We start from the raw sequence: 22,700 nt of genomic DNA, 5'->3' as shown, positions 1-22,700 counted from the left end.
GCGCGGTACGGTGTCCAAGGTGTTCCGTGCACCGACGGTCACCAACATCTTCGGCGGCGCCGGATCTTCTGCTCCGAAGATCTCGCGGGATCCCTGCAACTTCACCGCACCGACGCCGACGACCCCGAATCCGAACGCGAGCAATCCGGCGTGCCTTGGCGTGCCGGCGCTGGGTTCGTTTTCCAACGATGACGTCCGCCAGGCGCTGCAGATCAACGCGATCGCGTCGGGCGCCCAGTTTGCGCATCAGTCGATCGGTCCGGAGTTCGGCAAGTCGTTCGACTTCGGCGTGGTGTACGACCCGCATTGGCTGGAAGGCCTGTCGGTCAGCGCCGACGTGTGGCGTCTGTACTTGAACAACAACATCACCGGCGTCGGTGCACAGAGCGTGATTGACCTGTGCTATGCCGGCCAGACCCAGTACTGCCCGCTGATCCAACGCTTCACCAGTGGTCCGAGCCAGGGTCAGATCCAGCTCCTCACCCAGCCGGCGAACAACCTTGGTCGCGTGGACGTGGGCGGTGTCGACTTCGCCGGCAACTACCGCCTGCCCGAGACCGCGTTCGGCCGCTTCAAGGTGGGCATCAACGCGACCTACATGAAGAAGTACGACGTGGAAACCGCTCCGGGTTTCGGCGTTGCCAACTCGGTCTATCACTACGCCGGTCACTTCATGAACTTCGGTTCGGCGCAGGCGGCGGCCTGTCCGGGGGCGGGCGGTGGCATCTGCCTGTTCCCGCGCTGGCGCGCACAGACCAGTGTTGGCTGGCAGATGGGTCCGTTCGATGCATCGTGGGCGATGCGCTATGTCGGCCGCTTCCGCATGGGCTCGCAGGCGAAGTCGCAGGACACCCATCCGTACGGTTCGGGCAACCCGTCGCTGGACGGCCTGTTCACCGACTTCGGTGCGACGGTCTACAACGACATCCAGTTCGGCTACAACCTCGAGGCGCTGAACACGCGCATCGACGTCGGCATCAACAACGTGGCCGACAAGCAGCCGCCGTTCCTGTACGCGAACAACACGCTGAACGCGAACACCGATCCCAGCGACTTCGACCTGCTGGGCCGCTACTACTTCGGACGCGTGACCGTGAAGTTCTGATGCCGGACTGAACCCATCGCATCACCGTCGAATTCCACGACGGTCCACGTTGTAGTCTCGAGGCCGCGCGGGTTTACCGCGCGGCCTTTTTACTGAATCGAAACGGTGATGGTGTAGCTCGCGGGGTGGGTTGCTTCTCGTCGGCGGCTCGCGGAGCATAGCCGCCCCGTGCTGTCGGCTCCGCCATGCCCCCGTCCCGCGATCCCGTCCACGCCCGCCTGGAAGAGCTGTTTCGCACCTATGGCGCGCGGGTCAAGGGGTTGCTGACCACGTACGGGCTGGACAAGCACGGCATCGACCCGGCCGACGTGGAGCAGGAAGTGCGCATCCGGCTCTGGCATGCACTCGAGCGTGACCGGTCCGGAGCCTTTCATGCGTCTTATGTGCAGAGGGTCGTCGCGAGCACGGTCATCGACGCGATGCGGCGGGCCCAGGTCCGGGCCGCGGAGCCGTTGCCGGAAGAGGACGACGAGGCGGTCGAGATCGGCGAAACGCCGGTTTCCCCGGAGCGCCGCGCCGGCGACGTCGAGCGCATGCAGGGCCTGGAGCGCTGCATGGCCGAGATTCCGGAACGTAGGCGCCTGCCGATCGCTCTGCATCTGCAGGGGTTTTCCCTGCAGGAAATCGCCGACCTGGCCGGGATCCCTTCGGCCGAGGCGGCACGAAAGCTGGTGTCACGCGGGCTGGAGGAGCTGAAAGACCGCCTGCGTGACTTGGGTTACGGTGACTTTGAAGACTGATGCCATGAAGGACATGTCGCTTTCCAGCCTGTATCGGCGCCTCGTTTCGGCGCGTCCGCAGCCCGATGTGGATGCGGCGGATCTGGTGGCCGTGGTTTCCGCTGACGAGGGTTCCGGCGAGCTTTCCGCCCGGCATCGCGACGCGGTCGTTGAGAAGCTGGCGGCTTCGCCGCAGCACGCGGATCTGGCACGCATGCTGCGCGCGCTGAAGCCCGCATCGGAAGCACTCGCCACGAGCATGAACGAACATCGCCATGGGGCGCACCCGCTGCGGGCGCGCGAACAGCAGCGTCTGGCCGCCGGTGCGCGGCGCGGTCACGTGCATCGCCTGCGCTGGGCGGCTGGTCTCGCGGCCTGTCTCGCGGTCGCGCTCGGTGTCTTTGCCTGGCATCACGAGGATGGGCAACACCTGATGACGGCGGGCACCGCGCGCACCGCGCCGTTGCCGGATCGTATCTTCACCTCGAGCGACCGGATTTTCGCGTCGTCCAGCGGCGAGGCCGGGCATGGCGAGTCGGCCCGCCACGGTGGGGGTGACGAAGTGTTCCGCGGGCGCTTCTCTGCCGGCGGCTGATTTCGCCGTCCGCGCGGCGGATCATCGTGCGATCAGCGTAACGCCCGGCCGAGCCGGGCGTTCGCGTTTTCAGGCGGCCGACTCGATGGCGCTCGCATGCTCGCGCGTGGCGGCGAACGTGATCGTCGGCCAGCGCTCCATCGTCAATTGCAGGTTCACCCGCGTCGGCGCGAGATAAACCAGCTCGCCGGCCGCGTCGATTGCGAGGTTCATCGCGTTCTTCTCGCGGAATTCCTCCAGCTTCTTCGCATCATTGCAGCGTACCCAGCGCGCAGTGACGACACCGACGTTCTCGAACGCGGATTCGACGCTGTACTCGTCCTTGAGCCGGTACGCGACCACGTCGAACTGCAGCACGCCGACCGCGCCGAGGATCAGGTCGTTCGACATCAGCGGGCGGAAGAACTGCGTTGCACCCTCCTCGGACAACTGCGCCAGGCCCTTCTGCAGGGCCTTCATCTTCAGCGGGTCCTTGAGGCGCGCGCGGCGGAACAGCTCCGGCGCGAAATTCGGGATGCCGGTGAACGACAGTGCTTCGCCGGCGGTGAAGGTATCGCCGATCGAGATCGTGCCGTGATTGTGCAGGCCGATCACGTCACCCGGATAGGCGGTGCCGACGATCTCGCGATCCGATGCCATGAAGGTCAGCGCGTTCGCGATGCGAACCTCCTTGCCGGTGCGCACGTGTTGCATCTTCATGCCCGCGTCGTAGCGGCCCGAGCACACGCGCAGGAACGCGACGCGGTCGCGGTGCATCGGATCCATGTTCGCCTGGATCTTGAACACAAAGCCGCTGAGCATTTCCTCGTCCGGCTTGACCGTGCGTGTCGTGGTCGCACGTGGCCGCGGCGACGGCGCGTGTTCGACGAAGAAGTCGAGCAGCGGCTGCACACCGAAATTATTGACCGCCGAGCCGAAGAACACCGGCGTCTGCCGGCCGGCAAGATAGGCGTCGAGATCGAACGGATGCGAGGCGCCCTGCACGAGTTCGAGTTCCTCACGCAGCTCGCCGAGCACCTCAAAGCCGATGCGATCGGCCAGGGCCGGATCGTCGAGACCCTTGAAGATCGTCGAATCCTGGCGCGTGAAGTTGCGGCCCGGTTCGTAGATGTGCACCTCGTCGAGAGCCAGGTGGCAGACGCCCTTCAGGCGCGAACCCATGCCGATCGGCCAGGTGATCGGAGCGCACGGGATCTTCAACACCGACTCGACTTCGTCGAGCAGCTCGATCGGCGCGCGACCCTCGCGGTCGAGCTTGTTGATGAAGGTCATGATCGGCGTGTCGCGCAGGCGGCACACGTCCATCAGCTTGATCGTGCGTTCCTCGACGCCCTTGGCGCAGTCGATCACCATCAGCGCGGAATCGACCGCGGTCAGCACGCGGTAGGTGTCCTCGGAGAAGTCCGCGTGGCCGGGCGTGTCGAGCAGATTGACGATGCGCTCGGCATACGGGAACTGCATGACCGAACTCGTCACCGAGATGCCGCGTTCCTTCTCCAGCGCCATCCAGTCCGACGTGGCGTGACGCGCGGCCTTGCGCGATTTCACCGAACCGGCCATCTGGATCGCGCCGCCGAACAGCAGCAGCTTCTCGGTCAGCGTGGTCTTGCCGGCGTCGGGGTGCGAAATGATCGCAAAGGTGCGGCGGCGCCGGGCTTCGCTCGTGGTATCGGTCATGGACGGCATCAACTGGCGGCGCAGGCGCGTCGCGAAGGGCGCGCATTGTACGGAAAGCGGGCTGTGCGCGCTCGCGCTGTGATCCACCTAGATGTCCGATAGTGCCGGATCGGCGTCCTTTGGACGATGTGGGAGCGCACGTCAAGGACAGCAGGCGCTTTCCCGGCGGCAGGGCCTTCTTCGCGTTCGACGACGCCAGCCCCGCGACGGTGATACCGAAAGAGGCTTCGTGCTACTCCTGCCATCGCGATCATGCGGCCGTGGACACCGCGTTCGTGCAGTTCTACCCGGCCCTGCCCGAAATCGCGAAAAGGAGTGGAACCTTGAGCGCCGCGTATCTCAAGAACGAGGCCGCGGCTGCGGGTCTTGTCGGTGTTTCGGCTCCAAATGCGACGCCATGATGACGGCGTTCGCTTCCTTATGAAATATCCATATAGAAGGCTAGATGGCTATTGACGCAGAGATGGGTCGTCGCTAGAGTGCGCGCACTGCTCATCAAGACCGGCTGAGGGACAGGCCCTTTGACGCCGGGGCAACCAGCGGGATTCATTCCCGCCAGGTGCCAACTCCCGCGGGGACGCGCTGTTGCGGTCCGCCGAGAGATGAGTTGCAGCGATGACCGGCGCGCTGGCGTGTCGGTCCACCGCGGCAATCCGTTTCCGGTTCTTCGCGGCCCGATGGGCGCACTGGAGAACCGTGATGACCTTCCAAGCCGACGCCCTTCTCGCCGCATCCGATTTCCCGGCGGCAGCGCCCGTTTCCGCATCCGATCTGGGACGCGTCACCCGCATTTCCGGCGAACGCATCGTCCGCCTGACACCGAAATACGGGGATGGCGTTAGCGACGTGCGGGTCCGGTTCGCGCTCTACGGCGCAGCGGACGCGCCGGCGGTGATCGTGCAGGGCGGTATTTCCGCTGACCGCCATGCGGCCTCCGCAAGCGGCGCCAGCGGCTGGTGGGAGGCGCTGGTCGGCTCCGGTCGCGCAATCGATACCGACCGCTTCGGCGTGTTGTCGATCGATTGGATTGATCGCAGCGATCTTGGCGACGTGCGCGCAGTCGGCAGCGAGGACCAGGCCGATGTGCTCGCCGCGCTGCTCACCGCGCTCGGCATTCGCCGTGTGCACGCGTTCATCGGCGCCTCGTATGGCGCGATGGTCGGGCTCGCGTTCGCTGCGCGTCATCCACAACGCCTGCAGCGACTCGTTGCGATCGCCGGTGCGCATCGCGCGCATCCGCTCAGCGTCGCGCTGCGCAACCTGCAGCGCGAGATCGTGCGCCTCGGTGAGCGGCTTGGTGATGCGAACGCAGGGCTCGATCTCGCGCGTCGCCTTGCGATGACGACCTACCGTGGCGAACGCGAGTTCGCCGAACGCTGCGCGTCCGCGCCGGATTTTGCCGATGGCCGGTTCCGTTTCGCCGAGGAGGAGTGGCTGAAGGCGGCCGGTGCGCGCTTCGTCGAGCGCTTCAGCGCCGAGCGCTTCCTGGCGCTGTCCGAGTCGATCGATCTGCACTGCGTGGTGCCCGAAGACGTAGGCGTGCCGACCGCCTTGATCGGCATCGCCTCCGATCGTGTCGTGCCGCTCGCGGATCTTTGCGAGCTGCAGCGTCGTTGCGGCGCGGCGGCGACCCTGAACGTGATCGATTCGCGCTACGGCCACGATGCGTTCCTGAAGGAAGCCGCGCAGATCGGCGCACTTCTGCAGGAAGTCCTGAACCCAACCGGAGTCTGTGCATGAGCGTTTCTTCCCGTACGCGCGCGGTGCGCGCCGGCATCGAGTCCGATACCCAGCACGGCGCGGTCGTGCCGCCGCTGCACCTGAGCACCAACTACACATTCGAGGGTTTCGCGCGCAAACGCCAGTACGACTATTCGCGCAGCGGCAACCCGACCCGCGACCAGCTCGCGCAGGCACTGGCCGAACTCGAGGAAGGTGCCGGTGCGGTCGTCACCGCGAGCGGCATGGCCGCCGTTGCGCTGGTGCTCGAACAGGTGCCGGCAGGCGGTCTCGTACTGGCCGCGCACGACTGTTATGGCGGCACCTGGCGCCTGCTCGACGCGTGGGCGAAGAAGGGGCGCTTCCGCGTCGCGTTCGCCGACCTCAGCGATCCGGCGAAACTCGCCGACGCGATCGCACACAAGCCCGATCTGGTCTGGGTCGAAACTCCATCCAACCCGTTGCTGCGCATCACCGACGTGCGCCGCGTCGCCCAGGCCGCACGTGCGGTCGGTGCCTGCTGTGTCGTCGACAACACGTTCCTCTCGCCGGCCCTGCAACGTCCGCTGACGCTCGGCGCCGACATCGTCGTGCATTCGACGACGAAGTACATCAATGGCCACAGCGACGTGGTCGGCGGCGCGGTGATCGCGAGAGACAAGGAAACCGCGGATCAGCTCGCCTGGTGGGCGAACTGCCTTGGCCTGACCGGTGCACCGTTCGACAGCTTCCTGACCCTGCGCGGCCTGCGCACCTTGGCGCCACGCCTGCGCGCGCACGAGGAGAACGCGGCGCGCATCGCCGCGTTGCTGGACGAGCATCCGGCGGTCACGCGCGTCTATTGGCCCGGCTTGCCCGGGCATCCGGGCCACGCGCTCGCGGCGCAGCAGCAGGACGGGTTCGGCGCGATGCTGAGCTTCGAACTCGATGGCGGCATCGACGCGATCGAGGCGTTTCTCGATGGACTGCAATATTTCTCGCTGGCCGAATCGCTGGGTGGCGTCGAGAGCCTGATCGCGCATCCGGCGACGATGACACACGCGTCGATGGCGCCCGAGGCGCGACGCCATGCCGGCATCAGCGATTGCCTGCTGCGCGTTTCGGTCGGTATCGAGGATGGCGCGGATCTGTGCGCCGATCTCGAGGCGGCGCTGGCGCGCGCCGAGGCTTCCGGGTCGAAACGCAAGGTGCGTGCGTGAGCGCGGCACCCAAGCTGTTCGCGTGTCCCAAGGACACGGCGATCGTCCTGCTCGGCACCGGCGTGGTCGGCTGCGCCTTGCTGCGCCTGCTGGCCACGCCGGCGGCGAGCGGCCTGTATCTGGTCGGTGCGGCCAACTCGAGGCGCCAGATCGCGAATGCGCGTGGCGTCGTGCCGACGCAGGTGTTTGCCGCGCTCGGTGCGTCGACCTTGCCGCGCGACGACGCCGCATTGCTGGCGGCGCTCGACGCGAGCGGAGCGTCGTGTCGCGTCGTCGTCGATGCGACGGCTTCCGGCGAGGAAGCGGCACAGCATGCCGCCTGGCTTGCCGCCGGCTTCCACGTGGTCAGCGCGAACAAGGCTGCGACCGGCGAGAAGCTGTCCGCCTGGCAGGACTTGCACCGCGCGGCCGCACGCGGAGCCGTTTCCTACGGCGACGCGGCGACGGTCGGCGCCGGCCTGCCGGTGCTGTCGACGTTGCGCCGGCTGCACGCCTGCGGTGATCGCCTGCTCGCGCTCGACGGTGTGTTCTCGGGATCGCTGTCCTGGTTGTTCAACCACTTCGACGGCAGCCGGCCGTTCTCGGCGCTGCTGCGCGACGCGCGTGCGTTCGGCTACACCGAGCCCGATCCACGCATCGACCTTGGTGGCGCCGATGTCGCGCGCAAACTGCTGATCCTTGCACGCAGTGCGGGACATGCGCTCGATGTCGCAGACGTCGAAATCGAAAGTCTTGTGCCGCCGCAGCTGCGTGACATCGATATGGCCGACTTCCTCAATCGCATGGAGGAACTCGATGGCGAGATCGAGGCGCGCCGCGCGCAGGCTGCAAGGGAAGGGGGTGTACTGCGTTTCCTTGCCCGGCTCGACGAACGCGGCCGCGCCCATGTCGGCCTCACCCAGGTCGCACCGACGCATCCGGCCGCGCGGCTCGCCGGTACCGACAACCTGTTCGCGCTGACCACACAGCGTTATCAGGTTCAGCCGCTGGTGATCCAGGGGCCGGGTGCGGGTCCGGAAGTCACTGCGCAGGCGCTGCTGGGTGATCTGCTGACGTTGAGACGGAATGTTGCGGCGTAGCTCGAGATAGGCTGGGGTCAGCGAAGCGAACCCCAACAAGAATCAAGACGTCGTCGCATCTGACGCGTTGGGGTTCGCAAGCTCACCCCAACCTGCGATCGCCCTATTGGCGGCGGATCTCGATATCGCCGCTGAAGGTCTCGATCTTGACCTGTCCGGCGCCGGCGCCCGCGGTCGCGTCGAGGCTGCTGCCGGGACCGTGTTCCGGCTGCTTTACCGCGCCGAAGTCGGTGCGGATGCTGCCGCTGAAGCTCGATGCGCGCAGGCGCGTCGACGCATCCGCCGGCAGGTACAGATGCACATCGCCGCTCATCGTCTGGACGTCCACGCGCGCGCTGCCTTGCGGCTTGCCGCGTAGGTTGACGTCGCCGGATACCGTGCCCGCACTGATCTCCCGATAGCTGCCGTTGTCCGCGTCGACATCGCCGGAGACCGTATCGAACTTGATCTGGCCGCCGAGGCCGCGTGCGCGGATGTTGCCGGACACGGTTTCCAGGTGGGCGTGCTCGGCGGCACCGGTCAGGTCGATGTTGCCGCTGACGCTGTCGACTTCGACTTCCTTCGCGCCGCTGTCGAGACGCAGTTTGCCGCTGACGCTGTCGACGCGCAGCGAACGCCCGGCGACGCCGGAAACGTTCACGTCCGCGCTGACCACCTCGATCTTCATCTCGGATGATTTGGGCACCTTGATGTCGAGCACGGTGTCGCCCATGCGTGTGTCAGCGCCCCAGCTGAACCAGCCTTGCTTGTCCGGCGGCTCGACCTTGATCGTGAGATGGCTACCGCCGCCTTCGACCGCGAGGCCCTTCGCGCCATCGCCCAGCGAGCCGCTGATCGCGACTTCGGGTTTGTCCCAGGCGCTGACCGTGACCGAGCCCTTGATGTTCGACACGTCGATGCGCGCGTCCGCGTTCACTGACCGGTTTTCCTTGATCGGCGTCTCCGCGAGTGCGGTCGCGCTGATCAGGAGAAGAATCGCGAGCGGATAGGGCGAGTAGCGTTTCATCGGGCGTTCCCTGCGTCAGCCGGCGTTCGCGCCGAAGTGGTCGAGTTTCATGCGCCGTGCGTTCGTGCGGTTCAGCAGACTGACCAGGAACACCGCATCGGGACGCTGATCGAGTGCCTGCTCGAGTTCCGCATGCGCGGCATCGAGTACGACGGCGGCACCGACAAGGCGTGGATCGCCGCCCGGTGCGCGCGCGAAATCCTGCGCATCGCGCGACGAGACGCGCAGCTTCTTCGACGAGAGTGCGCCGGCATCCGTCGCCGCCACGTCCTGCGGGATGTTCTGCTGACGCACGCCGAGCACCAGCGTGCCGGCAATGACCGCGAGCAGCAGGGCCGCTGCAGCCGCGAGCGGTAGCCAGCGACCGCGCCGATGCGCGACGGGTGCGGTTTCGCCGGCGATACGCGTCGCGATCCCGGACCAGAGATCGGTCTGCGGCGCTCGCGGCGTGTTCAATTCACGCAGGCGGCGCTGGATTTCGAAGTCGGTCATGTCAGATCTCCCAGCATCGTACGCAGCAATCCGCGCGCGCGATGCAATTGTGCCTTCGACGAGCCAACTGCCATGCCGAGCTCGCGACCGATCTCCTCATGCTTCCAGCCCTCGACATCATGCAACACAAGCACAGCGCGCGCGCGCGGCGGCAGCTTCGCGACTGCCTGTTCGAGATCGGCGCGCTCGCCGGCACAGAACGGGGTGACCGGTTCTATCGCCGCCTCGAGCACATCGTTCTCGACCGCTTCCTCCGGATCGCGCGAACGCAGCTCCATCAGCGCGACGTTCACGGCGAGCCGGTGCAGCCAGGTCGAGAATGCACTTTCAAAACGAAAACTGTCGAGTTTCTGCCAGGCGCGCACGAACGCTTCCTGGGTCAGCTCCTCGGCACGCGCCTCGTTCATCCCACTGAGCCGCCAGACCGCGCCGTGCACGCGGCCGGCATGGCGGCGGTACAGCGCTTCGAACGCGCGCATGTCACCGGCGGCGGCGCGCCGGACCAGCTCGGTATCGGCCGATTCGGCGACTTCGGTCCGTGGCGCATCGGTCATCGGCAGGGGCATGGCAAGGCAGGCGCTCATCTTGCCAGCTTGGATGCGTGCGGGCAGCGTAGGGTTTAGCGCGGTCATCGAAAAGCCGCTCGGCGCCGTGGCCTTTGCCGCGCCCGCGGAGTCCCTGGCGAGGAGCATCGTGAAGCGGGCGTCGGGTCCGACGCCCGCTTCACAAGAAGGTCCTGCTCAGCCAGCGACAGCTTTCCGCACCGGGGCTTCATCGCGCGCGAGCGCATCGGCGACCCGCCGCTGCTCGGCTTTAAGCGCCGCCGGCGCACGCGCGCCGAACGAATCGAGATAGCGGCCGATGTCGGCGAGCTCGGCATTCCAGCCTGCGGCATCGACGCCGAGCAGCGTGTCGAGCGCTTGATCGTCGAGATCGAGCCCCTCGAGGTGAAGGTCGCGTTTGCCCGGTACGAAACCGATCGGCGTGTCCTGCGCGCCGGCTTCGCCCTTGCAGCGGTCGATGATCCACTCGAGTACGCGCAGGTTGTCGCCGAAGCCGGGCCAGAGGAACTTGCCGTCGGCGCCCTTGCGGAACCAGTTCACGTGGAAGATCTTCGGCAGCTGTGCGCCGGGCCGATCGAACGACAGCCAGTGCGCGAAGTAGTCGCCATAGTTGTAGCCGCAGAACGGCTTCATCGCCATCGAGTCGCGGCGCAGCACGCCGACCGCGCCGGTGGCGGCGGCGGTCGTCTCCGAGCCCATCGCGGCGCCGACCAGCACACCGTGCGCCCAGTCGCGCGCCTCGAACACCAACGGCACCAGCGACGGACGGCGGCCACCGAACACGATCGCGGAGATCGGCACGCCCTGCGCGGCCTCGGCCTGCGCCGACCAGCTCGGGCACTGCCGCGCCGACACCGTGAAGCGCGAGTTCGGATGAGCGGCCGGGCCGTTCTTCGGGTCGTACGGCCGGCCTTGCCAGTCGGTGACGGGCGTGCCCGGCAGGCCTTCCCACCACGGCTGGTTGTCGGCGGTGACCGCGACGTTCGTGTAGATCGTGTCGCGCTGGATCGTCGCCAGCGCGTTCGGATTCGTGCTCTTGCTGGTCCCGGGCGCGACGCCGAAATAGCCGGCTTCGGGATTGATCGCCCACAGGCGTCCATCCTCGCCCGGCGTCATCCAGCAGATGTCGTCGCCAATGGTCCAGACCTTCCAGCCCTTCGCGCGATAGCCTTCCGGCGGAATCAGCATCGAGAGATTGGTCTTGCCGCAGGCCGACGGGAACGCCGCGGCGACGTAGTGCGTCTCGCCCTGCGGATTCTCGATGCCGACGATCAGCATGTGCTCGGCCAGCCAGCCTTCGCTCTTCGCCTGGAAGCTGCCGATGCGCAATGCATGGCATTTTTTGCCGAGCAGCGCGTTGCCGCCGTAGCCGGAGCCGATCGACTTGATCGTGAGCTCTTCCGGGAAATGCATGATGAAGCGCTTTTCCGGATCCAGCTCGCCGATCGAGTGCAGACCCTTGACGAACGCCGGCTGCTCGCCCCGAGCAGCCGCTTCGGCACTTTCGCGCTCGATGCGCGCCAGAGCGGGTGCACCCATGCGCGTCATGATGCGCATGTTGGCGACGACGTATGGGCTGTCGGTGATCTCGACGCCGCAACGCGCGATCGGCGAGTCGATCGGACCCATGCAGTAGGGGACCACATACAGCGTGCGCCCACGCATGCAGCCGGCGAACAGCGCGTCGATCTTCGCGTGCGCCTCGGCCGGCTCCATCCAGTGGTTGTTCGGGCCTGCGTCCTCTTTGTTCTTCGTGCAGACCAGGGTCAGGTGCTCGACGCGAGCGACGTCGCTCGGATGCGAGCGGTGCAGCCAGCAGTTCGGATGCGTTTCGGGATTCAGCGCGATCAGCGTGCCGTCGCGCTCCATCTGCGCGATCAGCGCGCGGTTCTCGGCATCCGAGCCGTCACACCAGTGGATCGAATCGGGCTGGGTAAGTCGGGCGACGTCGTCGACCCATCGGTTCAAGGTATCGAGTTGGCTGGTCATGGCATGGCGGTGCGCTGTGGCGCACCGTACTGGAAAGGGTGATCTGGGACGGTAGCGGCGCCCCACGGCCATTGCAAGGCGTACCGCGGCACGCGGTCAATGCGGGATCAGGATCTCGATGAAGTCGCGGATGTAGGCTTCGAACTCGTCGTGGCTCATGCGCGGCTGGCCGACCTGCGCGAGCTGGATGAAGCCGACGTAGGCGGAGTAGGCGAGGCGTGCGCGGTTGGCCGCGGTCGTGGCGTCGAAACCGGCCTGGTGGAACGCTTCGGTGACGAAGTCGATGCGCCGCTGCGAGACGCGCTCGATGAACGGCCGGATCAGCGGCAGGTCGACGGACTTGAGCAAGGCTGCGAATACCGCGTGCGAGGGACGCCGGTGACTGACCTGGCGGATCAGTTCGCGCACGCGCTCGCGCGGGTCGGCGACCGCCTCGATCGGGGCGAGGACTTCCATCTCGTCGCTGTGCTCCCAGCGCTCGAGTGAGGCCTGGATGAGGGCCTCGCGCGTCGCGAAATGCCAGTAGAAGCTGCCCTTGGTGACGCCGAGCTGGCGCGCCAGCGCCTCGACCGCGACTGCGGCAAGACCGCTTTCGGCGAGCGTATCGAGGGCAGCCTGCTCCCAATCCGCCGCGGAAAGGCGATTCTTCGGTTCGAGCTTGACGGTGTTCGCAGGCATCGGCGGAGTGTGCCCGAGCGCTGCCTTGTTTTGAAGCCGAGTGAATCGATGGCGCCTTAAATATCAATTAATATCAATCGCCTATCATCAGGCCTGCCGATGTATTGACTTGCCTCGGACCGCTCTCCATACTGATCCGTATGGTTGGCCGGCGAGCGGCCACTGGTTCCACTACGACCTCCGGCAACCGCGCCGAAGCGTCGCGCGATCGCATCGATGGGTCGGACTGCGACGATTCACCGGTTCCTGAGGCTTTAAGGAGTCGAGATCGTGCCTGCTTTCGTTCCGTTTCTTGCCGCCCTGATCGTTTCACTCGCTGCCGCCTACCTGCGAGTCGGCCTGCGCCCTTGGACTGCAGCGACCGCGATCGCGATCGTCGCGGCTGGCTGGCTGGCCGGATCATCCTGGATCGCGGTGGCCTTTCCGCTGATTGTGCTCGCGGTCTTCGCGGCGCCGCTGAACCTCGTCGATTTCCGGCGACGGAAGCTCAGCGCACCCCTGCTCGCCGCATTCCAGAAGGTCACGCCGCAGCTGTCCGATACCGAACAGATCGCGCTCGAGGCCGGCACCGTCGGTTTCGAAGGTGAATTGTTCAGCGGCAAGCCGGACTGGTCGAAGCTGCTGAAGCTGCCCAAGCCGGAACTGTCGGTCGAGGAACGGGCCTTCCTCGACGGCCCGGTCGAGGAACTCTGCGCGATGGTCAATGACTGGCAGATCACGCATGAGCTCGCGGACCTGCCGCCGGAGATATGGGAGTTCCTCAAGAAGAAGAAATTCTTCGGCATGATCATCCCGAAGGAGTACGGCGGACTCGGCTTCTCCGCGCTCGCACATGCCGCGGTGCTGCAGAAGATCGCCGGCATGTCGACGACGCTGGTCTCGACGGTCGCGGTGCCGAACTCGCTCGGTCCGGGCGAACTGCTCGTCCACTACGGCACCAAGGAACAGAAGGACTACTACCTGCCGCGTCTCGCCGACGGTCGCGAGATTCCGTGCTTCGCGCTGACCGGCCCGTACGCGGGTTCCGACGCGACCTCGATCCCGGACTACGGCATCGTCTGCAAGGGTGAATGGAACGGCGCCAATGTGCTCGGCGTGCGCCTGACCTTCGACAAGCGCTATATCACCCTGGCGCCGGTTGCGACGATCGTCGGCCTCGCGTTCCGCATGCACGATCCCGAGCACCTGCTCGGCGACAAGGAAGATCTCGGCATCACGCTCGCGCTGCTGCCGCGCGAAACGAAGGGACTCGAGATCGGCCGCCGCCACCTGCCGCTCAACAACCCGTTCCAGAACGGCCCCGTGCGCGGCCACGACGTGTTCGTGCCGCTCGCACAGCTGATCGGCGGACCGGACATGGCCGGCAACGGCTGGCGCATGCTGGTCGAATGCCTCTCGGTCGGCCGGGCGATCTCGCTGCCGTCGAACACGACCGGCGGCGGCCGCAGTGCTGTCGCGGCAACCGGCGCGTACGCGCGCATCCGCAAGCAGTTCGGCATGGCGATCGGCCGCTTCGAAGGCGTCGAGGAAGCGCTCGCGCGGATCGGCGGCTATACCTACGCGATCAGCGCGCTGTCGCTGGAGACGGCGGCCGCGGTCGACCGCGGCGAGAAGCCCGCGGTGCCGTCCGCGATCGCGAAATACCACGCGACCGAACGTGCGCGCGAGATCGCGAAGGACGCGATGGACGTGCATGGCGGCAAAGGCGTGATCCTCGGGCCCTCCAACTGGATCGGCCGCGGCTGGCAGGGCGCGCCGATCGCGATCACGGTCGAGGGCGCGAACATCATGACGCGCAGTCTCATGATCTTCGGCCAGGGCGCGATCCGCTGCCATCCGTATGTGCTCAAGGAAATGCAGGCGCTGAAAATCGCCGACTACCGCGAGAAGCTGAAGACCTTCGACGCCGCGCTGTTCGGCCACATCGGCTTCGCGATCTCGAACGCGGTGCGCAGCCTCGTGCTCGGCCTGACCTTCGCGAAGATCGGCCGCGTGCCGGGCGACGCGTACACGAAGCGCTACTACCGGAAGCTCAACCGCTACGCGGCCGCACTCGCGCTGGTCGCCGACACCTCGATGCTGGTGCTCGGCGGCAAGCTCAAGTTCAAGGAGAAGCTGTCCGCGCGGCTCGGCGATGTGCTCTCGAACCTGTATATCGCGAGCGCGATGCTGAAGCGCTTCGAGGACCAGGGCCGTCCGGTCACCGACCAGCCGCTGCTCGCCTGGGCATTCCACGACAGCGTGTACCGCATGCAGGATGCGCTCGACGGCGTACTGCGCAACTTCCCGCTGCGTCCGGTCGCGTGGCTGCTGAGTGCGCTGGTGTTCCCGTTCGGTCGTCGCGAAGTGCCGCCATCGGACCGTCTCGGCCATCGCGTCGCCGCACTGTTGACTGCACCGAACGAGGCGCGCAGCCGTTTGATCGGTGACATCTACCTGACCCCGAACGCGAACAACCCGGTCGGCCGCATGAATGCGTTGTTGCCCGACGTGATCGCCGCCGAGCCTGTCGAGCGCAAGTTCCTTAAGGCCGCGAAGGCGGGCGAATTGAAGGGCTACGACTACGATGCACAGCTCGCGGATGCGGTGGCGAAAGGCGCGATCAGCGCGGCCGAGCGCGACCTGCTCGTGCGCGTGCGCGCGGCGACGTTCGAGTTCATCTCGGTCGATGATTTCGATGCCGCCGACCTCGCGGCCGGCAAGCGCGCGAAACCGCCACTGCGCTCGGTGGCTTAGAGGCAGTGGCATCCGCTGCACTGAAGCTGTTCCAGCGGTTCGGCGGTTCAGCGCCGGGCCGCTGGCTGGTCTCGCGGGCGGTCTGCTGGCGCGCGCCGTATTTCAGATCCATCGCGCCGCGGATCGAACAACTGGAAGCCGGGCGTTGCGTCGTGCGCATGCATGACCGCCGCGCGGTGCGCAATCACATCGGTACCGTCCATGCGATCGCGCTGTGCAACCTGGCCGAACTCGCCGGCGGCCTCGCCACCGACGCGACGATTCCGGATTCGATGCGCTGGATCCCGAAAGGCATGGCGGTGCGCTACCTCGCCAAGGCGCGCGGCATGATGACCGCCACCGCATCGGTGCCGGCCGTCGCCGGAGACGGCCCGGCGCGCGAGCTTCACGCGCTGATCGAGGTGCGCGATGCGTCGCAGAACGTCGTGTTCGACGCCGACATCACGATGTGGATCGCACCGCGCAAGTAGATGAAATGTGCCCCGAAGCCGTTCAGCTGCGCAGCGCGTCCGCGTGGTGGCGCAGGTGATCCGCGATGAGTGTGCCGATGAAATAGTAGCTGTGGTCGTAACCGGCATGCAGGCGCAAGGTCAGCGCCTGGCCGGCATCACGGCAAACGCGGTCGAAACGTTCCGGCTGCAGCTGCGATTCGAGGAATTTGTCCGCAAGGCCCTGGTCGACGAGGATCGTGCTCGGGAACCGTGCGCCGTTGCGGATCAGCGCGCAGGCATCGTAGGGCTTCCAGGTCGAGCGGTCGTCGCCGAGATAGCGCAGCAACGCCTTCCGGCCCCACGGCACCTCGCTTGGCGCGACGATCGGCGCGAATGCAGAAACCGACTTGTAGCGTTGCGGGTTCTTCAGCGCGATCGTCAGGGCGCCGTGGCCTCCCATCGAGTGGCCAAAAATGCTCTCGCGATGCATGTCTGCCGACGCGAAGTTCGCGCCGATCACCGCCGGCAGTTCCTTCGTCACGTAGCTGTACATGCGGAAACGCTTCGCGAACACGGGTGTGGTCGCGTCGAGATAGAAACCGGCCGCCTCGCCGAATTCCCAGTCGCCGGTTGCGCCCTCGATGCCGGTGTCACGCGGGCTGGTGTCGGGCGTCACCAGGATCAAGCCAAGCTCCGCGGCGAGCCGCTGCGCGCCGGCCTTGATCACGAACGTCTCCTCGGTACAGGTCAGGCCGGCGAGGTAGTACAGCACCGGCGCCTTCGCGTTCTGCGCGAGTGGAGGCCGGAACACGCCGAACTTCATCGCGCCGCCGGTTTCCCTCGAGTCGTGCCAGTAGAAACCCTGCACGCCACCGAAGCAGCGCTGCTCGGATATCGTCTCGATGTTCATGGGGGCGCTCGTGCGATCCGTCCGGGATCGCTGTGGTCTGGCTGGGTTGTTGGTGTCTGGATGGCGTTACCTTCGGCTAATCTACCAGCGGCCATCCATGGCCGCACTCGCGCTTACTCTTGCGATCCGTCCGGGATCGCCTCAATCGGGTTCGGTCGTTCGCCCTTGATGGCGACGCCTTTGGATGCTCTACCCGCGGCCATCCTTGGCCGCACTTCTCAATCAAGAATAGCCATGCCATACACGCCCATCGTTGCGACCTTAGGTTACGTCCTCTCACTTGACCGTAAGCGCGTGCTGATGATCCATCGCAACGCGCGCGCGCACGACCATCACCTGGGCAAGTACAACGGTCTGGGCGGCAAGCTCGATCCGCACGAGGACGTGCTTGCCGGCATGCGTCGCGAGATCCACGAGGAAGCCGGCATCGACTGCACCGAACTTGCGTTGCGCGGCACGATCAGCTGGCCCGGATTCGGCAAGCACGGCGAGGACTGGCTCGGTTTCGTATTCCTGATCACGCGCTTCGAAGGCGCGCCACTGGAGCGCAATCCCGAAGGGGCGCTCGAATGGGTTGATCTTGAACGTCTCCACGACCTGCCGATGTGGGAGGGCGATCGTCACTTCCTGCCGCTGGTGTTCGACACCGACCCGCGTCCATTCCACGGCGTGATGCCGTATCGCGACGGGCGCATGCAGTCGTGGAGCTATTCGCGCGTGTGAGCGTCGTACGAGCGCTGTGGGAGCGCTGTGGGAGCGCTGTAGGAGCGCTGTAGGAGCGGCTTCAGCCGCGATGCCTTTTCAATCCGGCCAACAAAGGCATCGCGGCTGAAGCCGCTCCTACGAGAAGAACGGTTGCCCTCGGCTCACGTTTGTTCCGCGGTGGCGATATCTTTCTGCTCAGGCGCCAGCGCCTTCGAGTGAGCAGCGCGCCAACCGATCCAGCCCGAACTCCCCGCCGCCAGCATCGCCAGCGCGGCGAAGCCCGGCAGCGTCGCGCCGAGTCCGCGCAACAGATTGAAGCCGCTGGTCACGACCAGATCTCCGAAGCGCCAGACCGATGTGTCGATGAAGTTCTTGGTCTTGTAGCGCGTTTCCGCGTCGACGCGCGTGTACAGCGAATCGAAGGCCGGCTTGAACACGCCGTAGGCGCTTGCCCGCGTGACCACGGCAACGATCGCTATCCACGGACCGGTGAAGATGGCGAGGGCCGCCAGCATCAAGGCCTTGACCGCGCCGTCGAGCGCGAGTGCGGGCGCCGGCCCGAAGCGGACCATCAGCGCGCGCGTCACGCTGACTTGCAGTACAGCTTGCAGGATATTCGCGCAGAGGTCGATGCTCGCTGCGAAGTTCGTGCGCGCCTCCGGTGTCGGAAACGTCGCGCCGCTGTAGTCGGCGAGCAGCGCGTAGATGACCGTGCCGACCGCATCGCCGAGCAGCATCAACAATGCGAAGCGGCGCATCAGCGGCGATTTCAAGGTTTCCATCGCGCCGGTCCAGAAGCCGCCACCGATCACGCGTTCGTTGCGGCGTTCGTCGCCGGCCACCGGATGGCGCTGCGACCAGCGCGACAACGCGAAGATACAGGCGATGGCCGATCCGAGCAGCAGCGAGGAGACGACCAGCAGTCCGGCAACGCCGACCGCGAATACCAGCGCCTTGGTCAGCGCCGGCCCCGCGATCGCACCGGCCGCGCCGCCGAGCGCGATGACCGGGAACAACCGGCGCGCCTGCTCGGCGTCGAACAGGTCGGCCATGAAGCTCCAGAACACCGACACGACGAACAGGTTGAATACGCTGCCGTAGACGAAGAAGGCCGAACCGAGCAGGCGCGCGTCGATCGCGTGCTGCGCTCGGAACAGCGGAATGAAGGCGATCATGCCGGCGATGAAGAACAGGTACACGATCGGCACGAAGCGGCGGCGCTGGAAGCGCGCGACCAGGGCGCCGAACAACGGCGCCAGCACCAGCGTCGCGACGAAGGTCGCTGCATAGAAGATCGGCAACTGCGTCGAGCCGACCGCAGCCGAGAGCTGGTCGCGCACTGGCCGCACCACGTAGTACGCGGCCAACACGCAGAAGAAATACGCGAATGCGACCACGACGGCGAACCATTCGTGGCGCTGGATGGCGGAGCGCTTCGGCAAGCAGTGGGTCCGATCGGAAGGCGCCGAAAGCCTAGCATGCGCGCGCAACTCAACCGGTGACGGGCATAATCACGCAATGACCCCGACTCTCTCCGCGATCCATGTCTACCCGATCAAATCCTGCGCGCCGCTCACCTGCGGCGAGGCGGCCGTCGAACCGCGCGGGCTAGAGGGCGATCGGCGCTGGATGATCACCGATCCGCACGGCAAGTTCCTGACCGCGCGCCAGCATCCGCGGTTGACGCTGATCCGCGCGGCACCGAAGGGCGACGCCCTGGCGCTGGAGGCGCCCGGCATGCCGGGCCTGCGGTTGGTACCCCCAGCCGTCGGCGCGCGTATCGAAACCACGGTGTGGCGCAATACGGTGCAGGCGTTGCCGGCCGCCGCGCCGGCGGACGCATGGATCAGCGCATACCTCGGCTCCCCCGCACGGTTTGTCTACATGGATGCCGACTGCGCGCGCAGCGTGAATCCGGACTATGGCCAACCCGGCGACGAAGTCAGCTTCGCCGACGGCTATCCGCTGCTGCTGATCTCGCAGGCCGCCCTCGATGCACTGAACGCCAGGCTCGCGCAGCCGGTGCCGATGCTGCGCTTCCGGCCGAGCATTGTCGTTGCCGGCACGGGACCGCACGCCGAGGATGGCTGGAAGCGCATCCGCGTCGGCGCGGTCGAGTTCGAGGTGGTCAAGCCGTGCACGCGTTGCGTGTTCACGACCGTCGACTTCGAGCGCGGCGCATTCGATCCGTCCGGCGAGCCGCTGCGCACGCTGACCACGTATCGGCGCACGCCGATGGGCGTCACCTTTGGCCAGAACCTGATCCCGCGCGGACGTGGCACGCTACGCGTCGGCGATGAATTGGAGGTTCTGGAGCAAGCACTCTAGTGCGCCCGCATACGCTCGCTCAATGACCTACGACTTCGTGATCGTCGGCGCCGGCTCCGCCGGCTGCGTACTGGCGAACCGCCTCAGCGCGAATCCCGCGAACCGCGTGCTCCTGCTCGAAGCCGGCGGCCGCGACTGGCATCCGTTCATCCACATGCCGGCTGGTCTCGCCAAACTGGTCAACAACAGGCGCCTCAACTGGGATTACCACACCGATCCGGAGCTGAACCTCGGCGGGCGTCGCCTGTGGTGGCCGCGTGGCAAGGTGCTCGGCGGATCGAGTTCGATCAATGCGATGTGCTACACGCGCGGCGCGCCGGGCGACTACGACGACTGGGCGCGCGCGAGCGGCGATGCGCACTGGGCTTGGTCGAATGTGCTGCCGGTGTTCAAGCGCGCCGAAGGCAACACGCGCGGCAGCAGTGAATTCCATGGCGCGGACGGGCCGCTCGCGGTCGCCGACCTGCGCCATCACAACCTGCTGTCGCAGGCGTTCATCGATGCCGCCGCGATGGCCGGCTTCGCACGAAACGAGGACTTCAATGCGGCGAGCCAGGAAGGCTTCGGCTTCTACCAGGTCACGCAGAAGAACGGCGCGCGTTGTTCGGCGGCGGTTGCCTATCTCAACCCGGCGCGCGCGCGCGCGAACCTGACCGTGCTCACGCGCGCAGCGACCACGCGCGTGCTGCTCGACGGAACGCGCGCGAGCGGCGTCGAATACCGCCATCACGGCAAGACCGAGCGCGTCGAGGCCCATTGCGTGGTCCTCGCCGGCGGCGCGATCAATTCGCCGCAGCTGCTGATGCTGTCCGGCATCGGTCCGGCCGATCACCTGCGCGAGCATGGGATCGCTGCCGTGCAGGATCTGCGCGGCGTCGGTGCGAACCTGCAGGACCACCTCGATATCTGCACGCTTGTACGTTCGACGCAGGCCGTCACCTACGACAAGACCAACGATCTCGCGGTCGCGCTGCGCTTCCTGTTCCGCCGCGACGGCATCGGCACATCGAACATCGCCGAAGCCGGCGGCTTCCTGCGTTCACGTTTCGCGCCGGATGACCGCTGCGACCTGCAGTTCCATTTCGTGCCGGCGCTGCTCGACGACCATGGCCGCCATCGCCTCGACGGTTTCGGTTATACCGTGCATGCCTGCAACCTGCGGCCGAGGAGCCGTGGCGCGATCCGCCTGCATTCGGCCGATCCGGCCGCGCCAGCCGCGATCCATGCGAACTATCTCAGCGACGTGGAAGGCGAGGACCTGCGCACGCTGGTCGAAGCCGCACGCGTGTCGCGCGAAGTCCTTGCGCAGGCGCCGTTCGCGCCGTATCGCGGCGCGGAGATCTTTCCGGGCGCGGACGAGGAATCCGACGCGGAACTGGTTGCGTTCATTCGCCGCAAGGCGGAGACGATCTATCACCCGGTCGGCAGCTGCCGCATGGGCAATGACGCCGATGCGGTCGTCGACAGCGAATTGCGCGTGCACGGCATCGACGGCCTGCGCGTGGTCGATGCCTCGATCATGCCGACGCTGATCGGCGGCAACACGAACGCACCGGTGATCATGATCGCCGAACGCGCCGCGGAGCTGCTGCTCGCACGCACCTGACCACGCGGCACGCTGATACACTCGATCCGCCGGGGCGAGGGGTCCCGCGTTCACCGCGGGAGGGCGGATGAATACGAGTGCAATCGAGCTGCCGGCGCCGGTATCCATTGGCGCCCGGCCCGCGCCCGCCGCGGCGACCGAGCATCGCTTCGAGTTCAGCGGCGACGCGAAGGAATACTTCCGTATCTGGATCGTCAACCTCGTGCTCAGCATCGTCACGCTGGGCGTGTATTCCGCGTGGGCGAAGGTGCGCACACAGCGCTATTTCTACGCGAACACACACCTCGTCGGCGCTACCTTTGACTATCAGGCGCAACCGCTCGCGATCCTCAAGGGGCGCGCGGTCGCGCTGGTACTGTTCGGCGGCTACGCGCTCGCCGGGCAGTTCAACGTGAAACTGCAGCTCGGGCTTGCGCTGTTGATCGCGGTGCTCGCGCCGTGGCTGATCGTGCGCGGCGCCGCATTCCGCGCTCGCTACTCGGCATGGCGGGGCATCAATTTCCGCTTCGTGCCGGACTACGGCCAGGCCTACGTGCGTTTCCTCGCCCTCTACCTCCTGCTGCCGCTGACCCTCGGATTGATCTATCCGTACATCAAGGCGAAGCAGAAGGCGTTCCTGGTCGAGCATCACCGTTACGGTGGGGTCGCGTTCAAGTTCGGTGTGACGTCGGGCGATTTCTATCCGACCTACCTCGCCGCGTTCGCGGCGATATTCCTCTGGGCGCTGATCTCGGGAGCGATGGTCGCCGCGTTGTTCTCCGGCCTGGGGCGGGCACCCGATCCGTCCGGTCCGCGGTTCTCGTTCACCATGTTCGCGCCCATGCTCATGATCTACGCGGGCTACTTCGCCGTATTCGCGTTCCTCGCTGCGGCACTCGCCAACCTTGTCTACAACCACATCGACATCGGCGGCAACCGCTTCCGCTCGACGCTCGCCGGCGGTCGCCTGCTGTGGATCTACTTCAGCAACACGCTGGCGATCCTCGGCAGCATCGGCCTGCTGATTCCGTGGGCGATGGTCCGCCTCGCGCGCTATCGCGCGCAAAGCCTGACGCTGCTGCAGGGCGGCGACCTCGACCAGTTCGTCGCGTCGGCGCAGGGTGAGGTCGATGCCGTCGGTTCCGAGATGGACGGCCTGTTCGACATCGACGTCGGCATCTGAG

The 22,700-nt window shown here is 66.5% G+C and carries 20 protein-coding genes, 1 pseudogene and 1 riboswitch; of the genes and pseudogenes, 13 read left to right on the top strand and 8 right to left on the bottom strand.

All coding sequences use genetic code 11. From position 1 onward, the window contains the following. The 3 genes and pseudogenes from ABD002_RS13070 to ABD002_RS13060 form a co-directional block, all read left to right on the top strand. Positions 1 to 1,105: pseudogene (locus tag ABD002_RS13070) on the top strand (TonB-dependent receptor plug domain-containing protein); the annotation flags it as partial. 185 nt (positions 1,106 to 1,290) lie between these two features. Further along, a complete protein-coding gene (locus ABD002_RS13065) occupies positions 1,291 to 1,845 on the top strand; it encodes an RNA polymerase sigma factor (protein ID WP_343791789.1) in 555 nt (184 codons plus the stop codon). A gap of 4 nt (positions 1,846 to 1,849) precedes the next feature. Next, on the top strand, positions 1,850 to 2,419 hold the full coding sequence (locus ABD002_RS13060) for a hypothetical protein (RefSeq protein ID WP_343791787.1): 570 nt from the start codon (positions 1,850 to 1,852) through the stop codon (positions 2,417 to 2,419). Positions 2,420 to 2,488: 69 nt separating this feature from the next. On the opposite strand, the gene ABD002_RS13055 is transcribed toward ABD002_RS13060, so the two are convergent. Further along, complete coding sequence (locus ABD002_RS13055) at positions 2,489 to 4,096, bottom strand: peptide chain release factor 3 (protein ID WP_343791785.1); 1,608 nt, start codon at positions 4,094 to 4,096, stop codon at positions 2,489 to 2,491. A gap of 119 nt (positions 4,097 to 4,215) precedes the next feature. Here ABD002_RS13055 and ABD002_RS13050 point away from each other — a divergent pair, with 119 nt between their 5' ends. The 4 genes from ABD002_RS13050 to ABD002_RS13035 all read left to right on the top strand — a co-directional run bounded on the left by ABD002_RS13050 (position 4,216) and on the right by ABD002_RS13035 (position 8,093). Then, positions 4,216 to 4,497: a hypothetical protein gene (locus tag ABD002_RS13050; protein WP_343791783.1), complete on the top strand. Its 282-nt coding sequence runs from the start codon at positions 4,216 to 4,218 to the stop codon at positions 4,495 to 4,497. A gap of 88 nt (positions 4,498 to 4,585) precedes the next feature. Then, positions 4,586 to 4,705, top strand: a riboswitch (SAM riboswitch). Between the two features lie 90 nt (positions 4,706 to 4,795). After that, on the top strand, positions 4,796 to 5,836 hold the full coding sequence (gene metX, locus ABD002_RS13045; protein ID WP_343791781.1) for a homoserine O-succinyltransferase MetX: 1,041 nt from the start codon (positions 4,796 to 4,798) through the stop codon (positions 5,834 to 5,836). After that, a complete protein-coding gene (gene metB, locus ABD002_RS13040) occupies positions 5,833 to 7,014 on the top strand; it encodes a cystathionine gamma-synthase (RefSeq protein WP_343791779.1) in 1,182 nt (393 codons plus the stop codon). Before metX ends, metB begins: the two co-directional genes overlap by 4 nt. Then, on the top strand, positions 7,011 to 8,093 hold the full coding sequence (locus ABD002_RS13035) for a homoserine dehydrogenase family protein (protein WP_343791777.1): 1,083 nt from the start codon (positions 7,011 to 7,013) through the stop codon (positions 8,091 to 8,093). The genes metB and ABD002_RS13035 overlap by 4 nt, the downstream gene beginning before the upstream one ends. Before the next feature lie 103 nt (positions 8,094 to 8,196). On the opposite strand, the gene ABD002_RS13030 is transcribed toward ABD002_RS13035, so the two are convergent. From ABD002_RS13030 to ABD002_RS13010, 5 genes are all read right to left on the bottom strand, one after another. Beyond that, positions 8,197 to 9,099 (bottom strand): DUF4097 family beta strand repeat-containing protein, encoded by a 903-nt coding sequence (locus tag ABD002_RS13030; RefSeq protein WP_343791775.1) that lies wholly within the window; start codon positions 9,097 to 9,099, stop codon positions 8,197 to 8,199. A gap of 15 nt (positions 9,100 to 9,114) precedes the next feature. Next, a complete protein-coding gene (locus tag ABD002_RS13025) occupies positions 9,115 to 9,591 on the bottom strand; it encodes a hypothetical protein (RefSeq protein ID WP_343791773.1) in 477 nt (158 codons plus the stop codon). Then, positions 9,588 to 10,157, bottom strand: a complete 570-nt coding sequence (locus ABD002_RS13020) for an RNA polymerase sigma factor (RefSeq protein ID WP_379989395.1) — start codon at positions 10,155 to 10,157, stop codon at positions 9,588 to 9,590. The genes ABD002_RS13025 and ABD002_RS13020 overlap by 4 nt, the downstream gene beginning before the upstream one ends. 174 nt (positions 10,158 to 10,331) lie before the next feature. Next, the gene (locus tag ABD002_RS13015; protein WP_343791771.1) at positions 10,332 to 12,143 is read right to left on the bottom strand and encodes a phosphoenolpyruvate carboxykinase (GTP); all 1,812 of its coding nucleotides are present in this window, start codon (positions 12,141 to 12,143) and stop codon (positions 10,332 to 10,334) included. Between the two features lie 96 nt (positions 12,144 to 12,239). Continuing rightward, positions 12,240 to 12,821: a TetR/AcrR family transcriptional regulator gene (locus tag ABD002_RS13010; protein ID WP_343791769.1), complete on the bottom strand. Its 582-nt coding sequence runs from the start codon at positions 12,819 to 12,821 to the stop codon at positions 12,240 to 12,242. A gap of 270 nt (positions 12,822 to 13,091) precedes the next feature. Between ABD002_RS13010 and ABD002_RS13005 the strand changes: the two genes are divergently transcribed. Together ABD002_RS13005 and ABD002_RS13000 are read left to right on the top strand one after the other, a co-directional pair. Beyond that, complete coding sequence (locus ABD002_RS13005) at positions 13,092 to 15,557, top strand: acyl-CoA dehydrogenase (RefSeq protein ID WP_343791767.1); 2,466 nt, start codon at positions 13,092 to 13,094, stop codon at positions 15,555 to 15,557. A 5-nt stretch (positions 15,558 to 15,562) separates the two neighbouring features. After that, positions 15,563 to 16,027, top strand: a complete 465-nt coding sequence (locus tag ABD002_RS13000) for a hotdog fold domain-containing protein (RefSeq protein WP_343791765.1) — start codon at positions 15,563 to 15,565, stop codon at positions 16,025 to 16,027. Between the two features lie 22 nt (positions 16,028 to 16,049). Here ABD002_RS13000 and fghA read toward each other — a convergent pair whose 3' ends face one another. Continuing rightward, a complete protein-coding gene (gene fghA, locus ABD002_RS12995; RefSeq protein WP_343791763.1) occupies positions 16,050 to 16,898 on the bottom strand; it encodes an S-formylglutathione hydrolase in 849 nt (282 codons plus the stop codon). Positions 16,899 to 17,132: 234 nt separating this feature from the next. Here fghA and ABD002_RS12990 point away from each other — a divergent pair, with 234 nt between their 5' ends. Next, a complete protein-coding gene (locus ABD002_RS12990) occupies positions 17,133 to 17,621 on the top strand; it encodes an NUDIX hydrolase (protein ID WP_343791761.1) in 489 nt (162 codons plus the stop codon). Between the two features lie 143 nt (positions 17,622 to 17,764). Here ABD002_RS12990 and ABD002_RS12985 read toward each other — a convergent pair whose 3' ends face one another. After that, the gene (locus ABD002_RS12985) at positions 17,765 to 19,045 is read right to left on the bottom strand and encodes an NTP/NDP exchange transporter (RefSeq protein WP_343791759.1); all 1,281 of its coding nucleotides are present in this window, start codon (positions 19,043 to 19,045) and stop codon (positions 17,765 to 17,767) included. A gap of 76 nt (positions 19,046 to 19,121) precedes the next feature. Between ABD002_RS12985 and ABD002_RS12980 the strand changes: the two genes are divergently transcribed. The 3 genes from ABD002_RS12980 to ABD002_RS12970 all read left to right on the top strand — a co-directional run bounded on the left by ABD002_RS12980 (position 19,122) and on the right by ABD002_RS12970 (position 22,699). Then, complete coding sequence (locus ABD002_RS12980) at positions 19,122 to 19,931, top strand: MOSC domain-containing protein (RefSeq protein WP_343791757.1); 810 nt, start codon at positions 19,122 to 19,124, stop codon at positions 19,929 to 19,931. Positions 19,932 to 19,953: 22 nt separating this feature from the next. Then, positions 19,954 to 21,537, top strand: a complete 1,584-nt coding sequence (locus ABD002_RS12975) for a GMC family oxidoreductase (RefSeq protein ID WP_343791755.1) — start codon at positions 19,954 to 19,956, stop codon at positions 21,535 to 21,537. A 67-nt stretch (positions 21,538 to 21,604) separates the two neighbouring features. Beyond that, positions 21,605 to 22,699: a YjgN family protein gene (locus ABD002_RS12970; protein WP_343791753.1), complete on the top strand. Its 1,095-nt coding sequence runs from the start codon at positions 21,605 to 21,607 to the stop codon at positions 22,697 to 22,699. The last annotated feature ends 1 nt before the right edge of the window (position 22,700 follow it).

The sequence above is a fragment of the Dokdonella soli genome, assembly GCF_039523175.1.
Classification (GTDB): Bacteria; Pseudomonadota; Gammaproteobacteria; order Xanthomonadales; family Rhodanobacteraceae; genus Dokdonella_A; species Dokdonella_A soli.
Note: the sequence above shows the minus strand (reverse complement) of the source record. Positions and strands in the feature narration are given on the sequence as shown.